General features: G+C 57.4%; 16 protein-coding genes, 2 tRNA genes and 2 pseudogenes. 13 read left to right on the forward strand and 7 right to left on the reverse strand.

Features of this window, described 5'->3' with window-relative positions; genetic code table 11:
- Nucleotides 1-380 precede the first annotated feature (380 nt).
- Together RBH20_RS00005 and RBH20_RS00010 are read left to right on the forward strand one after the other, a co-directional pair.
- A tRNA-Cys gene (locus RBH20_RS00005) sits at nt 381-456 on the forward strand.
- A gap of 775 nt (nt 457-1231) precedes the next feature.
- Nucleotides 1232-1888, forward strand: a pseudogene (locus tag RBH20_RS00010) (DUF5305 family protein).
- Between the two features lie 10 nt (nt 1889-1898).
- Here RBH20_RS00010 and RBH20_RS00015 read toward each other — a convergent pair.
- Together RBH20_RS00015 and RBH20_RS00020 are read right to left on the reverse strand one after the other, a co-directional pair.
- Nucleotides 1899-3140, reverse strand: a complete 1242-nt coding sequence (locus tag RBH20_RS00015; protein WP_306704251.1) for an ATP synthase subunit I — start codon at nt 3138-3140, stop codon at nt 1899-1901.
- 65 nt (nt 3141-3205) lie between these two features.
- Nucleotides 3206-3793 carry a hypothetical protein gene (locus RBH20_RS00020; protein ID WP_306704253.1) on the reverse strand — a complete coding sequence of 196 codons (588 nt, stop codon included), beginning with the start codon at nt 3791-3793 and terminating at the stop codon, nt 3206-3208.
- Nucleotides 3794-3965: 172 nt separating this feature from the next.
- On the opposite strand from RBH20_RS00020, the gene RBH20_RS00025 reads away from it, so the two are divergent.
- From RBH20_RS00025 to RBH20_RS00045, 5 genes are all read left to right on the forward strand, one after another.
- Complete coding sequence (locus tag RBH20_RS00025; RefSeq protein ID WP_306704255.1) at nt 3966-4631, forward strand: hypothetical protein; 666 nt, start codon at nt 3966-3968, stop codon at nt 4629-4631.
- A 412-nt stretch (nt 4632-5043) separates the two neighbouring features.
- Nucleotides 5044-5613, forward strand: coding sequence for a hypothetical protein (locus RBH20_RS00030; RefSeq protein WP_306704256.1), 570 nt, complete (start codon nt 5044-5046; stop codon nt 5611-5613).
- A complete protein-coding gene (locus RBH20_RS00035) occupies nt 5610-6890 on the forward strand; it encodes a LamG domain-containing protein (RefSeq protein WP_306704257.1) in 1281 nt (426 codons plus the stop codon). The genes RBH20_RS00030 and RBH20_RS00035 overlap by 4 nt, the downstream gene beginning before the upstream one ends.
- A gap of 213 nt (nt 6891-7103) precedes the next feature.
- Nucleotides 7104-8276 (forward strand): DUF5305 domain-containing protein, encoded by a 1173-nt coding sequence (locus tag RBH20_RS00040; RefSeq protein ID WP_306704258.1) that lies wholly within the window; start codon nt 7104-7106, stop codon nt 8274-8276.
- 237 nt (nt 8277-8513) lie between these two features.
- Nucleotides 8514-9656, forward strand: coding sequence for a signal peptidase I (locus tag RBH20_RS00045; RefSeq protein ID WP_306704260.1), 1143 nt, complete (start codon nt 8514-8516; stop codon nt 9654-9656).
- Between the two features lie 153 nt (nt 9657-9809).
- Here RBH20_RS00045 and RBH20_RS00050 read toward each other — a convergent pair whose 3' ends face one another.
- Nucleotides 9810-10223 carry a hypothetical protein gene (locus RBH20_RS00050; protein ID WP_306704262.1) on the reverse strand — a complete coding sequence of 138 codons (414 nt, stop codon included), beginning with the start codon at nt 10221-10223 and terminating at the stop codon, nt 9810-9812.
- Between the two features lie 79 nt (nt 10224-10302).
- Here RBH20_RS00050 and RBH20_RS00055 point away from each other — a divergent pair, with 79 nt between their 5' ends.
- The 4 genes and pseudogenes from RBH20_RS00055 to RBH20_RS00070 all read left to right on the forward strand — a co-directional run bounded on the left by RBH20_RS00055 (nt 10303) and on the right by RBH20_RS00070 (nt 12269).
- Nucleotides 10303-10611, forward strand: coding sequence for a hypothetical protein (locus tag RBH20_RS00055; protein ID WP_306704264.1), 309 nt, complete (start codon nt 10303-10305; stop codon nt 10609-10611).
- A 106-nt stretch (nt 10612-10717) separates the two neighbouring features.
- Complete coding sequence (locus RBH20_RS00060) at nt 10718-10897, forward strand: hypothetical protein (RefSeq protein ID WP_306704266.1); 180 nt, start codon at nt 10718-10720, stop codon at nt 10895-10897.
- Nucleotides 10898-10957: 60 nt separating this feature from the next.
- Nucleotides 10958-11294 (forward strand): annotated as a pseudogene (locus RBH20_RS00065) (hypothetical protein).
- 111 nt (nt 11295-11405) lie between these two features.
- Nucleotides 11406-12269, forward strand: a complete 864-nt coding sequence (locus RBH20_RS00070; RefSeq protein WP_306704268.1) for a hypothetical protein — start codon at nt 11406-11408, stop codon at nt 12267-12269.
- A 34-nt stretch (nt 12270-12303) separates the two neighbouring features.
- Here RBH20_RS00070 and RBH20_RS00075 read toward each other — a convergent pair whose 3' ends face one another.
- The 4 genes from RBH20_RS00075 to RBH20_RS00090 form a co-directional block, all read right to left on the reverse strand.
- Nucleotides 12304-12531 carry a hypothetical protein gene (locus RBH20_RS00075; protein WP_306704270.1) on the reverse strand — a complete coding sequence of 76 codons (228 nt, stop codon included), beginning with the start codon at nt 12529-12531 and terminating at the stop codon, nt 12304-12306.
- A gap of 190 nt (nt 12532-12721) precedes the next feature.
- Nucleotides 12722-12795, reverse strand: a tRNA-Lys gene (locus tag RBH20_RS00080).
- 34 nt (nt 12796-12829) lie between these two features.
- Nucleotides 12830-13507: a hypothetical protein gene (locus RBH20_RS00085; RefSeq protein ID WP_306704272.1), complete on the reverse strand. Its 678-nt coding sequence runs from the start codon at nt 13505-13507 to the stop codon at nt 12830-12832.
- A gap of 48 nt (nt 13508-13555) precedes the next feature.
- The gene (locus RBH20_RS00090) at nt 13556-13744 is read right to left on the reverse strand and encodes a hypothetical protein (RefSeq protein WP_004964979.1); all 189 of its coding nucleotides are present in this window, start codon (nt 13742-13744) and stop codon (nt 13556-13558) included.
- A gap of 233 nt (nt 13745-13977) precedes the next feature.
- Here RBH20_RS00090 and RBH20_RS00095 point away from each other — a divergent pair, with 233 nt between their 5' ends.
- Nucleotides 13978-14319, forward strand: a complete 342-nt coding sequence (locus RBH20_RS00095) for a hypothetical protein (protein ID WP_306704274.1) — start codon at nt 13978-13980, stop codon at nt 14317-14319.
- Nucleotides 14320-14411: 92 nt separating this feature from the next.
- Nucleotides 14412-16175, forward strand: a complete 1764-nt coding sequence (locus RBH20_RS00100) for a nitrite/sulfite reductase (protein ID WP_306704276.1) — start codon at nt 14412-14414, stop codon at nt 16173-16175.
- Nucleotides 16176-16436 lie beyond the last annotated feature (261 nt).

Genomic DNA, 16436 nt, shown 5'->3' on the forward strand with positions numbered 1-16436 from the left:
CACAGCCCACTCAGGAGAGGGATCTCTCCCGAGTGGGCTTTCCGTATTTACACAAGCTGACAGCTATGTGGCTGGGGTGAAAGAGCCCGTATGACTCGCGAAGTCGCGTTCAATGAATGTATCGCTTAACCGTGACGTACCTGCTGTCGGGCGAGATGGCTTGATCGGAGTCCGACGCTGTACGGTTCGCGTATGCCGTTGGCTTCGAACCGCTGGTTGCACTGCTCGCCAATGACAAGCAGTTCTGCTCTCCGGATGAGACACAATCGTCAGTCTACAGCACACCCCATTCGAAGGAGCCAGTGAACCGAGTCAGTCAGAGAGTGATAGCAAATCGAATTCGCTACGCTTAAACGACCGAGTTGACTACCTCTATTTGCGCCAAGGTGGCAGAGTCTGGCCTAACGCAGCGGCCTGCAGAGCCGCCCATCGCCGGTTCAAATCCGGCCCTTGGCTTCTCAGTTGCTTAAGCCTGATAAACCCTGGTGAATTACTGCTTTCTGCCTTTTTATGTTCGACGTTATGAACTGTTGCTCGAAAACTAAGCACAGGAGCAAGCCTCTGTCGAAGGATACAGTGTTGGCAGGCTGTTTATGAACTCTCTTTTCCAGGGCAACAACTGACGGAGCAGGATCGCACAAACTAATAATGCGGCCACAAACAGATTTCCGGGACATTCGAACGTCGGGGTTAGTGGCGATGAGGGCTGCGAAGAAAGAGATATCTCGCTGCTGACTTGGTATCATCCTTTATCTGTCGACACCAGTGTTACAGTTGCCATGGGGTTGTTGGGTCAGAAGACGCGGCGGACAGTCGTCGACAACTACGAACTGCTACTGATTTGTCTGGTTGCTATCGCTGCAGTTGGCGGATATCTCAGTATACGGAGTACATTGCCCCAGGAACGGACACAACCACGCGGCAGGTCTCGTCGTGGCAATCGTCCGGATCGTTCTCTCGCAACGCGACAGTTCACAACGGGATCTCAGCGTTTCCAGAGGGTAAAGTGCTTGAAGACAGATCCGTATACCTCCAGCAGGTCGCTCCCATACTATACGGAGCGTTCACGTACACGTACAGCGCCAGCAACGAAAGCGATCTCGCCGCCGCGGCTGATGTGGTCGTTCAGTATCGGTCCGTCGAATCGACGCAAAACGGTGAGCTCGTCTACTGGGAAGTCGAACGACCGTTGACACAGGGTACTGTACAGTCGCTGGCTGCGGGTGAACGTGTGACGGCTCCGTTCTCGCTGAACGTCAGTCGCGCAGCCGAAACCATTCGACGCATCGATTTGGAACATGGTCAGACGTCCGGCCGACTTGAGATGGGGGTGGTCTCACAGGTAACTCTCTCGGGGACACGTAACGGGAAGTCGGTCGATACAACTCGCACGTACCGCCTTCCGATTATCCCGAGCCAGAGCAGCTATCGTATCGAAAACGCTGGTCCGGTGACGAACAGTGGTGACCGAACTGTCGAAGCACAGGTAGAGAAGACCTACGGACCGCTCTGGACTCTTGGTGGCCCGGTGCTCCTGCTTGGTAGCCTTGGTGGCGCTGCTGCCCTCGTCTATGGGCGCACGACCGACTATCTCACACTCACCGACGCCGAGCGCCGATGGGTCACATACAAGTCCACCCGTGAGGAGTTTGACGAATGGATAACTGTCGGCTAGGCTGATCCAGTCGACGATGCCTGGACGACTTCCGTCGATTCGCTCGTCGGGCTCGTAGATATCGCAATCGACACTCATGAACGTATCATCGAGTCAGATAGCGATTCTGCATTTATCGTGTACACTGGTGACCGACTGTTTCGGTACTGGCCTCCGCTAAAACCCGGAACTAATTCCACTGTGGGCAACAGTGACGCTGAGACATCGGCGTGACCGAGTTATTTTATTGCTCTTCGGTGCCGCCGTTGGCGGCTTGCGGTTCGAGCATTGTATCGAGTTCCGGGAGTAGTCGGTATCCAGTCACTGTACCGACTGCAGCGGAGAACGCGAGTGCTGTAGCCAACTGTGCGACTGGGTCAAAGCCGGCACTTGAAGCCGCTGACACAACCAGAACTGTGAGCACAATCCCAGCAAGACCGACCGCTGCTTCGCGGACAGCGACGCGGCGGAACCGGTGACGGCGGTCACTCGGTTGTGTCTGAAGTACCGGGAGGACATCATGATATCGTGTCTGGACGAGGTAGTTTGTCACTACAGCGAGCAGGCCAGCGATGAACGCCCACAGTCCCCAGCTAATTCCAAATGCCGGATCGAAACCGAGCGCGAATTCGCTCGGCTCGGCTGACTGCTGGCTTTCGGGTGTCGACGGCACAGGCTCAGCGCCACCGCCGGCCACAGTTTGGGTTTCCTCTTCGTTGATGGTCGGCGTATCAGTCGGATCGTCGGTCGATGTCTCAACGCCAGTACCGCTGCCACCGCCGCCTTCATCAGTGGGTGTTTCAGTCGTTTCGCCAGTCGCCGTCACAGTCTCGGGACTGTCAGTGCTCCCGTTGTCAGTGCCATCCCCGTCGCTCGCGTTGGTATCCCCGCCACCAGCACCGCCTGTCTCAGTGTTGCTGCCGCTATCGCCACTGCCTCCGCCGCCCACACTACCGCCACCGCTTCCACCGGCGCCACTCCCACCAGTGCTTGACTCAGAATCTGGGATCTCCATGGTATAAGTCAGTGTCTCGGAGAGGGACGCCGGGCTGTCGGCATCTGTCGTCACGGCGAACCCGAGCGTTGCCTGCTCGCCCGGGTCAAGCCTAAGCGTGTTACTCGCTTCATCGACCGACTTGCGTGTGCCTGCGTCTGTGTTCCTGTAGATGCCCAACCACTCGCTCTGGTGCTTGATACGGATCGTCGCTGCCTCGTCGCTACCGTTGACTCCCGCAAAACCAACGACGAACACGTCGTCGAATACGGTCTCGGTGCTTGAAAAAACATCAACAGAAATGACAAGTTCGCCGTTGCTGTCAAACGATGCGTAGCGGTCGCCATTGGGCGTGTCAGCTGGGGCCAGCGCAACCCCGGTGTCTTCCGCTGGGGCGAGTTCATCAACGGGTTCGGAGAGCGGGACTGCGGCCGTGGACATGACTGTCCCGCAGACGATGAACACCAGCCCAAGAGCGAAGTACCATTTCATGTCATGGCGTACAATACTGCATATCACTACCGTGATCCCGACCACCTATCGTGTGACAACAGACCTCAGTTGCTCTCGCTTGCTTCTGATGTCCGCGCCGCGAAGACGATTTCATTGATCGAACTGATGTCCTCTCCTTTGTTGCCGTTTCGAAGATCAACGACAACTGTGAGATCCATGGAGTTGCCCGCGCTTAGGGAGACAGCATTATCACCGTCATTGGAGCTATCGACGATTGTGTTTTTGTTGTACCGGATATCCAGAACGTCCCCAATAAGGTTATTAGGGTCGGGCGTTGTCGAACTGCTCCCTCCGTCATCATTCACCGAAAGATAGACCTCTTTGTTTCCGTTGTTTGTTACGCGAAGAACATCCTCAAACCGCGTTGTTGCCCTTTCATTCAGATCGATCTGCTCAATCTTAATCACGTCGTTACTACTGGATCCAACAGATTCAGTAGTAATTATCTTCTCAGCAGTGTTGTTGTTCGGATTCTGCTTAAAACTCAGAAGGGAACTTGAGTCGCCACTGGTATTCAGTTTAACTGTCCGCGTCGCTTCAACTGAGGAGAATGCACCGGAGCCGAACGCGCCGCCGACAGTCGCACTGATTGTCCCGAGCCCGAGCAGGACACTTCGTCGATTTAGTCTCATCTGTTATGCTACACAACGATAGCCCACCAGTTACTATTGACCTGCCTGAGCGGTGTTAATGCCGTCCATTAGCGGCTCAAGCATGGCTGTAAGCCGGCTCAAGCAGCACAATAGTAAGTCCCCGGGAACTGTCGTAGCTGGTACGGCACGGCCATAACGTGCTGACTAACATATGAATCGTAGAAACGTACTTACGGGACTTGGTGGACTGGCAATCAGTGGTGGGGCGCTCTTCGGTACGGGCGCGTTTACGAGCGTTACTGCAACGCGTTCAGTCGAAGTGAACGTTTTCGGTGCAGATAGTGGCACGGACGGGCTCGTAGACGGTGTAGACCAAACTACCGAAGACGATATCGCAGACACAATCACAAGCAACGCTGTTGACGTGCTTGTCGATACGTCATCAAGTGATGTCTCAGTCAAAGGCCCCGGGGATAACTCCGTTGATGCAACAAACCTGTTCCCCTCTAATCCGGATGCTCAGGATGGAGCAAACCCGGGCACAGATGGAACGTACGACAATGTGAGCCACAAGTACGTGAGCCTCGTTGCTAATGATGTGAAAATCGTCTTTGGCGAAAATAATGGCCTCCCACCGAACTCGACTCTCGGGTACACTGGTCTGTTTAAATTCGTGCCAAACGCTGACAGTAACAGTACGTTTGACGTTACGTTCGGGGGAGAAAATGGCGGCAATGTGCTTACGCAGGTCGACGGAAAATCGGTTACCGATGGAGCAGTCATCTCAGTCTCCTCGAATAGTTCTTCCGGTGCCGAAATCACGACAGAAACCTCGGCTAACAACGAAGACCTCGACATCAGCATTACAGAACAATAAAACTCAGACGTGAATCGCAGACTGGCATTGACAACCTAGGAAGCTATTTAGCTTACTTCTATCTGTCAATGACTGCTATGATGTAGATGTCGAGTAATCGCATACAGCGCAGGTACCAGATTCGGAGCGTCTTGCCACTGATGAACTGTAACATTGCCTCTATCTTAATCTACTTACTGTAGCTAGTACACCGCGTCGCCTACTCACATCTTGGCACCCGACAGTATTCAACGCTCATAGAATCACGGACTCATCTGCTGTATTATCATAAATTCTATATATTAATATCTGTACTACCGGCTCTGAAGCTGTCAACACCATGTCCCGTCTACTAACAGCCTAATCTACATACAATTTTGTTACCATTGACATTCCAGAACGCTTTTACATATTATAAACTAATATGTCGACAATGGCAGTGGGTGGGAAGCAACGCAACCAGACAGGGGCTGGTGACGCGATTACACGGGACGAAGTATTCGACTTACTCAGTAATCACCGCCGGCGATACGCGCTACACGTAGCGAAGCAGACAGACGGTGACTCAGAACTCTCGGATATTGCTGAACAGGTGGCGGCGTGGGAAAACGGGAAACCACAGAGTGAGATCACGTCCAGTGAGCGCCATCGCGTGTACACGTCAATGCAACAGACGCATCTGCCCGCGATGGACCGCGCGGGCGTGATCGAATACGACAATGGAACGGTCAGGCTGACCGAACAGGCAGCGGACCTCGACGTGTACATGGATGTTGTGCCGGAAGACTCCATCCCGTGGGGACAGTACTACCTCGGGCTGTCAGTGCTGTCGGGTGCTGTTGTCGGCGCTGCCGGACTGAATGTGTTTCCAGCCAGTATTCCTGACCTCGCGTGGGCTGGGCTCGTCGTCATGCTGTTTCTCTGCTCCGGGCTGTATCATGTCTGGCAGAGCCAGCAACTCCGTCTGGGAGCGGGCGAGACGCCCCCGGATGTTGAAACATGAGCAAGAAGTGGACTCGCCGGAGTGCACTCGCGCTGATCGGTAGCGGTGCTGGCCTCCTGACGTGGGGGACTGGTGGGTTCACAGACGTGACCGCTGACCGTCAGGTGAATATCGACACAACTGAAGATAGCTCCGATGGTCCGCTGTTTGGGATTAAATCACTGGCCGATAGTGGGGGCCCCGGTCAGAGGGTATCGCTAATAACGTTCCAGAACAATCTAGACGAAGAAGTTGGAGTAAACCTGAATGCGGCCACAGTCGACAGTGATGATACCACTGAGGTGGCCGATCTGTTCAAAGGTGAAGGAACGGATCCTGCTAATTACTTTGATACGCCCGATAGCGTTGGACCGGGAAAGCAGGGGACGATCGAGGCAACACTTGACCTTCTCCCGGATGTGTCCATTGGCTCCGACCGCGAATATGACCTTCCGCTCGATTTTACTGCTGGAGCCAAAAACGAAAACCAAACAATAACGCTGAATCGAACACCGACCGTTACATACGAAGACCCGCGGGTTTCGTACTGGGATTTTGAACAAATAGGGGGACAAACAGTCTCAGATATCTGGAGCGGCAACGACGCCAGCCGTAAATCAGTAGGATGGAGTCGCGGCACCTACTATGGTTATGAGCCAGACCCAGCAGACGGTGGTAATCGTGGCACCGTACTTGAGTTCGGCGGCGACAGGTACTCCGGCGGGAGAGGCGTTATTACAGTGTCTAACTCTGAATTAGATTTCACCGATGACTTTTCACTGTCCATCTGGATAAAACCGACTTCAATTCCGAATTTGTACGCGCGACTGTTCAGTAAATGGGATTCCCCCAGAAATAACCGAGATTCTGACGCTGAGAAGGGATACCAGTTTTTCCTCGGCGAAACTGACGATAGATCTGATAATAAATTTGAAATCGGAATAGAAACCGGGCAGAGAAGTGGAAAGACGAATGAAATAAAGACAGGTGCAACAGTGGGTGAAGGTAATTGGAACCATGTTGTCTGGACCCACCGGTCGTCTAACCCATCTGAAGACAGAGTATATGTAAATGGAGATTACGAAAATGATGGATACAGCGGCGATCTAAAAGACCCGTTTGGGTCCGATGAACCACTCCGGATAGGCAACGGGATTGACGGTAATGACGATCTCAGTTTTCCGTTTGATGGTTTCATGGACGAGCCAAAAGCCTACGACACCGCGCTCACCAGCGAGCAGGTTCAAAATCTCTACGCGACAAGCAAAAACGGCGACAGCGGCAGTATAGGCGGCTGAGTTCTATGAGCATATCTATCCAAACCACACTGTCCGTAGCGCATGCAACGAAACAATATCTGGCCAACAGCGAATCAAATGAAGCAGAAAAGACTAATTTGCTGGTCTCAAGGGGGCCAGTAGTCACGTCGCATCGCAGACTACCGGGTGTCAATAGTGAAAATGGATAACTTGCTTTCAGTTTCGGTTCGCTCTGCGCTTAGCAGGTGGTTCGTGCTGATACTGCTCGTTACACTTGCGCTAACGCTTGCTGGCGGCTACGTCACCTACGACAGCCATGTCGACGGAGCGGAAACAGTTACTGAACAGCAGACTGTCGGCACGTGGACGGTGGAAAGCGGGTTCGAACACGGTGCAACAGTGACGCGTGATACCGAGGTTTTCAGTGCGGGTGAGCAACTCAGCAACCGGTCGCTGTATTTTACGACGGCATCGCCCGAACTCGATGGCACGTACACGGTTTCACACGACAACACCGACGGGAACGCGGCAGTCACCTCGACGAACCTGTCACTGATCATCCGCGCGGTCGAGGAGCGAAACGGGAATCAGGTGGTTCACTGGCAGACGCGCGACTCGCTCGACACGCTCGATGCTGTCGAAATCGAGGACGGCGAGTCGGCAGCCACTACAGTCAGTGTGGACATCCCGACAATCCTCAATCGCACTGAAGCAATACAGAACGACCTCGGGGCTGCCCCCGGACAGACCGAAGTCCTCCTTGTCGCCGACACGACTGTCGAATCGTCAGTCGACGGAGAGACGTTTACCGATACTCGCACCGACCGCATCGAGATTGTGCCCGGACAGAGCGTGTACCGCGTCAGCACTACCACAACCGGAGCGACCTCCTACGACGCGACCGAACCGGTAACCCGGACTATTGAACCGACACGGCTGGAACTGTACGGCGGGCCTGTGCTCTGTGTATTCGGACTGGTGTGTATGGCCTTCCTCGGGACCGCACGCTGGCGTGGCTGGCTTGTAGTCACTGACCGTGAGCGAGCGCGCAACGAGTTCGAGCGTGCACGTAATGACTTTGACGAGTGGATCTCGACGGCACGAATCCCGGATACCGACGACCGGACACCTGTCCCGACGAACTCGCTGGCAGACCTCGTTGACATTGCTATCGATAGTGACAGGCGCGTCCTCGAAGATGGTGATCAGTATGCAGTCCTCGTCGACAATGAAATCTACACGTACACGGCGCCACCGGCTGTCGACCCACTTTCGTCACCAGTGGCGAGGGGTACCGAGCCCGCCTCGGAAGACAGAGACGACGCGACAGCGTCGCTTTCGAGCCTGCTCTTCAACGACTCGACCGAGGATGCTGATGCGACACATCCTAATGAAAGCGACACGCGCGACTCGAACGACGGGTGACGCCATCGACCGGCCACGTCCCGCAATTGCTGATCGCTCCGACAGTGTTTGCGCTGTTCTATTTTCGCGGCCGCGGCAGGAGATAGATATCGACAGCGGGAGCCACCGCTTGCGATTGGCACAGCTGACGACTTGAAACACGATATCCTGTGACGATACGGCGCTCACATCGCTTTCCCTGGCCGAGCAACACCGATTTATATTCTGCTGGTCTACATCGCGTAGCGACACACTGGTATGCTCCGAATGTATGTGGTGAGGGGACTGACACTCGCCGGATTCGTGTTGGTTCTGGCACTCGTCGTGGGTGCACTGGTCGGGCAGCCAGTGCTTTTGAGCTTCGTCGTGTCCGGGAGTATGTCGCCAACGATTCAGGAAGGCGATGGCTTCGTCGCGATTCCGGAGCAAGTCGCAGGCGACATCGAGCAGGGTGACGTTATCGTGTTCCAGTCACAGGAGATCCGCGGTGGGGAGCTGACGACACACCGAGTCGTCGGCGAGACTGAGCGGGGGTACATCACCCGGGGAGACGCGAACCCCTTCACAGACCAGGACGGGGCTGAACCCCCAGTGTCTGAAAGCCAAATCGTCGCGGTCGCCTGGCAACCCGGTGGACAGGTGGTGACAATTCCGAATTTCGGCACGGCCATCCTCGCCGGCCGCGTCGTCGTCACGAACATTCTGACTGCGGTTACGACGGTCCTCGGGGTTGAGCAAGCAGCCGAGTCCTGGCAGGCAGGATCGGTGATGCTGGTCTCCGGCGTGATACTGTTTGCAATAAGCCTCAGTAGTGGGATTGTGAACGGTTCCTCGCGTGACCGAGCCCGCTCGCGCGGGCAGGATACCTTCGATCCGCGATACGCCGCGCTCTTTCTGACTGCAATCATCATCGTGCCAGCCAACATCGCAATGGTAGCTCCGAGCTCGACCCACCAGATCCCGGCGGGTGAGATCGCAACCGGGAACAACGTCGCCCCCGGTGAGCCGGTTGAAGCCACGCTTGTCGCCAACAACGAAGATGCGCTGGTGACGATGCTCGTCGTGTTTAACGCGTCCGGTCAGACGACAATCGAGAATCGGTGGCTCGATGTCCCTGGCGGTGAGACGGACTCAACAGCGTTGTATGCCCCCGCACCGCCACGAGGCGAACAGAAGGTTGTGACCGTCTCTGAGTACCGGTACATCGTTTTGCTGCCCCCTACCGTTATTATCGCAATGCATGACATTCACCCACTGGTGGCACTGGGTGTGATTAATGCGGCGCTCACCGTGGCTGTGCTGGCATTCGTCATCGGGTTGCTCGGGACAAGCAAACGACGTGTCCGCGACACCGACCGGGATATCCCGCTGTATCTGCGAGTAAAGCGTAGGCTGTTGTGACTGGGCAATGGGATTGTTCAGCGCAACGCAGCGTACTTGGTGGCGTATCATCCGAACACGCCGCAAACGGTAGTTGTAGTATCTTTGGTTCTTGTGGGAAAACCGACCGCATGGCAGGCCAGTTCTGGTCGGCTATGCCACCTATTGGCTTGATTACTCCGTTTCGACAGGTATCGTATGGACCTGCCGGAGCGGTTCGATGTGGCGTTTCGCTGTCTCGTCCAGTGGAAAGGTCCCGTGGATGTCGGCCGGAACTTGGCCGTGGACAACACGCCCAAACGGCCCGGCTGCGGTGGGGTACACCTGCTCAGCTAACCGAGCGACGGGGGCCGCGATATCGAGTCCTTCCAGCGCTTCCTTCACGGCCGCTTCGCCGACGTGGACTGACTCCCCTTCGATCAGGATGAACGCGAACGGGAGATCACCGAACTGTGCCCGGAGGAACGCCTGAATCGCATCGGATTCCCAGGGAACAGGCGTGATATCCGTGGCACAGCGGGTTACCGTCTCGGCAGCGCGCCGGAACAGGTCGGTACTGCCGTCGTAGACGAGAAGCGACTGAGTCACATCCTCTGTATGGGTTTGGGCCGTTTGAACGTTGTGTAGTGCCACAACGGCTTATGCTTCTGCACCCCGGTGTTTCTGTATGGACGCACAGGACGAACCGACGGCCAGACTCGGGCGACGACTCGAAACGGCACTGGAGGGCGCGCTTGCCGATAGCGTATCGTGGACGGTCACCACTGACGGCCCAGTCGTCGCTCGATTGCCTGACCGCGAAATCGCGTTTGAACGGGCCGATGGTCCGGACGGCCACCGGTGGACGGTCGTGTTACGTGCGGACGGGTCGGTCGTGAGCAAATTCGGGCAGTTCGAGACGATCGACAGCGTTGTTGCGCAGGTTCAATCGCTTGTCAATGCCGACGTTCGGTACACGGTCTGCTGTGACGGCTAGCCGTCCCAGCGCCCACCCGCCAACCGAATTCAGTGACTCCGTTTCAGTCAGTGACACATCGCCTGTGGGTAATCTCTATACGAACCCCGCACCAACGGACAGGCGTATGAGTCTGCTCAAGAACAAGCACCTCCTCAACGGGATCGTCTCACTGGTAATCAGTGTCGCTGTCACTGTCTGGCTGGCCGACGACGAAGACGCGCCGTGGAGTCTGACTGATATGGCCATGGCCGTCGCTATCTCGTCGTTCCTGTCCGGCTTTTTCACCAGCTACTTCGCCGACTGACGGTGGGGTGACCCCATGTAACAGGGGAACACCGATACCGTTGCGGTCCGTGCTACCGGTATGAACGAGCCAGAACCCGTCGATGACTGGCCTCACCGCCCGTTTTCGCCGGCGGAAGCCAGTGCCCTACTAGATGATACCGACGGTGCTGTCGCGGTCTGGGTGATGCACCACGACAACGATGTTCGGTCGGCCGTCGTTCTTGATGATGCCCCCGAGGACGCAGTCATCGATATCGTCGTCGAGACCGACGCCGCATTCGAGATGTACAGTTACACGAGCGGCGTGTGGATGGACTACGGCACTCAGCGGAAAGACGATCCGGATGCCCCCCCCCCCGATGGCAGGGACGCTCGACAGCTACGACGTTCTCGCTGGCGAATCTGAGACAGCCTGACCAGTGTGATGCATCTGCACCGCCGTTGCCGGGGCGAAACGGCCGTGCCACCCACGTACCGATACACTCGAAAAGTAATCATTAAACGGCGCGGCGACTGACCCTCCTGATATGCAACGACGAGCCGCGGCGGCGTACTTCGCGTTCTTCCTCGTTATCAGTGTTGCTGCGTACGCCTACATCGGCGTCGCGGAGAGTCAGCGGCCGGCGGTGTCGCTTGACGCTGACGCCGAACTGACCAACGAGAGTGCATTCACTGTCGACGGAACGGAATACACAGCCACGAACATTCATATGTCCAGCGGCGGTGGCGGCCACGGCGGCGGTGGCGGCAGTATGGCAGCTGACCTTTCGTGGACGAACGAATCGTCACAGTATACTGCGACATTAGAGCATAATACTACGACGACCTACCAGAACGACACCTACCGCGTGCACACTGACAGCAACGAGAGTACGGTGACGCTCGAAGAAGAGCTCAACGTCAGCGCGCTCCTCGCTGAGGACTCCTCGGTCAAGAACACGTTGGCGACCCAGAACGGGACTGAATACGTGGTCTACCGGTCGAACAACACGCAAGTCCCGCTGAGTGAGTGGCTCCCAGAGCCGGAGACGGTGTCGTTCACCACTGGTGATACCTACCCGCATGCGACCGACAGCGGCACGCAGGAGGCCACAATCTCCGAAGTGACCGTCGACGGCGCGACGCTCGAATGGTTCGCCCCGCGCGAAAACACGGTCGAACTTTCGGAGGGTGGGAACGTCACGCTGAGCGGACAGCAGTTCTTCACGCACTTCCCCGACCACCATACCGTCCAGATCGTCTCAATTCAGCAGTACGATCAGTATCAGGAGACACTTGACCAGCAGGACTACTTCCACGAGCGCAAGAACGGCATCTGGGGCATCTCGATCCTCTCGGGCATCGCGGCCGTACTGATGCTAGGGATGGCGTATATGCCCGTCCGCGGATAATAACGACGTCTTTTTACGCTTTTTGACGACTGACTTACGCGTCGGCTGCCCAGGTGATGTACGCAAGTCCGACACCGATCACACCCATTAGGACCGCCGCGACCAGTTGCATGGCCACCGCTCCAGTTGACGGGTTCGTCTGCCACGGCGTGCTGGCGACCGCAGCGAGCGTGGCGACGACGAGCAGTACACCCACAGTCGCGCCCAGTGGGCGCAGCGGTTGCGCGAGTGCGCGCTGAATTGTACCGGTAGTTTCGTCCATACTGGTGACATTCGCTGTCTCGGTGGTAAATGAACCGGTCTCGGACTATGTACTGTTGCGCCGCTTCTTTTGTACATAGAATAGTTGGAGGGAGTTGCACCGGAGCCAGATATGCTCTCCGTTGCACGCGACTGGCAGGGTTCAACTCCCCCACAGCGTTACCACTATTCACTGTCGTTTTGCAGGGAAACGGGCCGGGAGGGAGTTGAACCCCCGACCATCTGGTTAAAAGCCAGACGCTCTGCCTAACTGAGCTACCGGCCCTCGCTATTCGCTCGGGGGAGCGGCGATTAAGGCCTTACGGTCCGTCGTCGAAGTACGACTCGATAGCCTCACTGATGACTTCTCCGGGAGAGACCCCATCGAGTGCGGCCTGCCGGCGGAGTCGACAGTAGGCGTCGCGGTCGAGTTGCGTCCGCATTTCACCCAGCGCGTACCCGTTTCTGGCGAGCGCCGCGTCTACGGACGCGCCGTCATTAACACTGCTGGCAACGGATCGGATCTGGCGGACGGTGAGATCGTGATCGAGGGCGGCCCACGCCAGTAGAAGGCGGGACTCGCCTGAGACTCTGGCGATGTGTTTGGCCGCCGTTGGCGCGATATGCCCCATCGCGACGTGAATACGGACAGACCGGGGGAGGTCGTGGACGCGGGACCATTTCCGGATGAATGAGACCGACGCCTCCCCGCCGGCCCGTTCGGCAGCGGCCTTGTAGGATCCTTCACCACGGACCAGGGCCGCACATGCGGCTGCGCCGCGCAGAATGAACACGTTATCGTCGGCGCCGGCGGTGTTCTCGGAGAATTTTTTGACTGTCTTCGCGGCGAGTTCGAGGCTCTCGGGGTCGTCGGGATCGAACTCGATGGCCTCCTCGGGTCGCTGTCCAGTGAGTGCTGGGTCGCCGCGGATGACCGGCTTACCGACCGGTGATTCACGGTCGGTCGATGGAACGTAGTTATCGGGCCCCTCTGGCATCGATATGTGTTTAGGAAGCGCCGCACAAAAGTACCCCGTACAGGGGTGTCAGTCGTCGGATGCGCTTTCGCTTTCGCGTTCTTCGCTCATGTGCTCCCAAATCTCTGTGCAGCCACAGCCGTCCTCGACATTGTCGAGGTGGTCTGTCGTTGGCTCTTCGCGCTCGGCATCGTCGTCGTGGGTCTGTTGTGCGTTCGTCATCGTTTCTCTCACAGCGACGACCAGCGTGGCCGCCACGGGATGTCGTACTCCTCTGTAATAGCCCCACTATCTTAAGGACGGACTCTGCTGTAAGCTTGGCCCGCACTGCGACTTACAGGCAACATATGTGTGTATCTCGTACAGAGCCCGACAAATAGCGGGTTATTATCATGAGACACACACCGCATGACTGCGGCGGATTCGACTCGACCCGGTGATACTTGCACCCGCCGATGGCCTCAGGTGTTTCGAGAATCTAATGAGATGTAATGACGACTGACGTTCACCAGCTCGACGACGGGGCCTGGATTTCCGTCAACGACTCGCGGGAAGTGAACGTCTCGGACCTGTGGTTGTTGGCTCAAAGCGACTTCTGTGGGTGTGAGACGACGGATTTACTCGCTGAGGGGTTCGTGGAAGTGGGCGTTGATTATCTAGATATCCAGGCGCGAATAGCCGGCCAGTGTATCTCCTGTGGTGAAAGCGGCGTGACCGACTGGCTGACGGTCGGGCGCGTCGTGGACCCAGATTCCGGCGAGTTCCACGGTGTCGTCCACGAGAGCGTCCATTTCCCGGCGAAGCGAACCCGGCTTGCCTGTTCAAAAGAATAGGCAACAATCTCTTGTTTCGGGGAGTGGGGGAGACGGTTGACGGCAAAGTGTGTTGTATAAGTCAGTGAGACTTGTGGAAGAACACATTAGCTATGCCCACGAAAGTCGAGAATTGGAAGGACGAGGTTTACGGTAACGAGATCCGGGAGCATTTGATGGAGTTCGCAGAGCAGGGCTGGGATGCCATCCCGGAAGACGAACACGACGCCTGGTTCGAGCGCTTCAAGTGGTGGGGCCTGTACCACCAGCGTTCCGGCCAAGAGTCGTATTTCATGATGCGTATCGGGACGCCAAACGGCGTCATCAAGCCCGGCCAGCTCGAAGTCATCGGCGAAATCGCGAAGGAGTACGCGACCGGTCCCGTCGACAATCCCGAGTTCGGCGAGGCCTACTGTGACTGGACGACCCGCCAGAGCATCCAGCTCCACTGGATCAAACTGGAGGACATCCCGGAAATCTTCGAGAAGCTCGAAGCCGTCGGTTTGGGAACCCAGCAGGCCTGTGGCGACTCCTGGCGGAACATCGTCGGCTGTCCCGTCGCCGGTAAGGACAAACACGAGCACGTCGACGCCTGGCCCGTCGCCGAGGACCTCCACGAGACGTTCAAGGGCAACGACGACTACTCCAACCTCCCGCGCAAGTGGAAGGTCGCCATCGCCGGCTGTGACGAGGGCTGTGGACAGGGCGATATCAACGACCTCGCCTTCGAGCCCGCTGAGAAGGATGGCGAACTCGGATTCAACGTCCGTATCGGCGGCGGCCTCTCCCGCAAGGAACCGCGTCTCGCCCGCGATATCGACGTGTGGGTCCCGCCGGAGCAGGCCGCTGACGTGGCCCACGGCATGTCTTCGCTCTTCCGTGACTACGGTGACCGCGAGGACCGCTTCAACGCTCGCATCAAGTTCCTCATGGACGAGTGGGGTCCCGAAAAGATGCGCTCGGTCCTGCAGGAGGAGTACGTCGACTTCGAACTCCCGACTGCTGGCGAGGATATGCGCGACCAGTACAGCTACAACACTGGGTCTCAGGACGGGCACAACGACCACGTCGGGATTCACGAGCAGAAAGACGGCAACTACTACATCGGCCTGAACGTGCTGGTCGGTCGCATGGGTGCCGACGACGTGCTGGAACTCGCGGAACTCGCCGACGAGTACGGCTCCGGCGAGGTCCGACTGACCCAGCGCCAGAACATCATCGTCACCGACGTGCCCGAGGAGAATCTTGACGAGTTCACCAGCGAACCCCTGCTGGAGAACTACTCCCCGGACCCGTCGCCGTTCATGCGCGGCTCCATCGCCTGCACGGGCACGGAGTACTGCTCGCTCTCTATCGTCGAGACGAAGAACCGTCAAGTGCGGTACGCCCGCTGGCTCAAGGACAACGTCGAACTGCCCGAGGACCACAAGGACTTCCACATCCACCTCTCGGGCTGTACGGCCTCCTGTGCCCAGCCCCAGATCGCCGACGTATCCCTGCGCGGGATGAAGACCCGCAAGGACGGCGAACCGGTCGAGGCGCTCGACATCGGCCTCGGCGGCGGCCTCGGCGACGACCCGCGCTTTGCCGACTGGGTGGAGATGCGCGTCCCGGCCGACGAAGTCCCCGGCGCTATCAAGAACCTCGTCAACAACTTCGAAGACGCCCGTGAGGGCGGCGAGACCTTCCGTGACTTCGTTGAGGACCGCGACGAGGAGACGCTGGCCGAAATGGTCGAACCGGAAGAGACGGACTACCATGATCCGTACATGCACAACACGAAGATGACGTGGTACCCCTACGCAGAGGACGACGACATGCAGGCCTCGCCCGCGCCGACCGACGGCTCTGGTGAGCCCCTGCCCTCCGACGACTAAGGTGCACTGCTGGGCACTCCCGGTTCGACTTTTGCGAATCGTACAACTGTCCGTATTTTGAATCCCTTTCTTCACCGCCTGTGGCCGGGAGCGCGCTCCGTCGCGCGACCCTCCGTCAGAGCGCTGCTCTGACGAGCCTTCGCTCGCTCCGCTCACGAAGACGGGGGAAGGGCAGGCTCGTTCGAATACACAAAATCAGTAGTTGTCGTTTACGAGCATACCGCGAGCGAAGCGAGCGGTTTCACGCGAATCGCGTTACGA

The organism is Haloarcula sp. H-GB4 (genome assembly GCF_030848575.1).
GTDB lineage: Archaea > Halobacteriota > Halobacteria > Halobacteriales > Haloarculaceae > Haloarcula.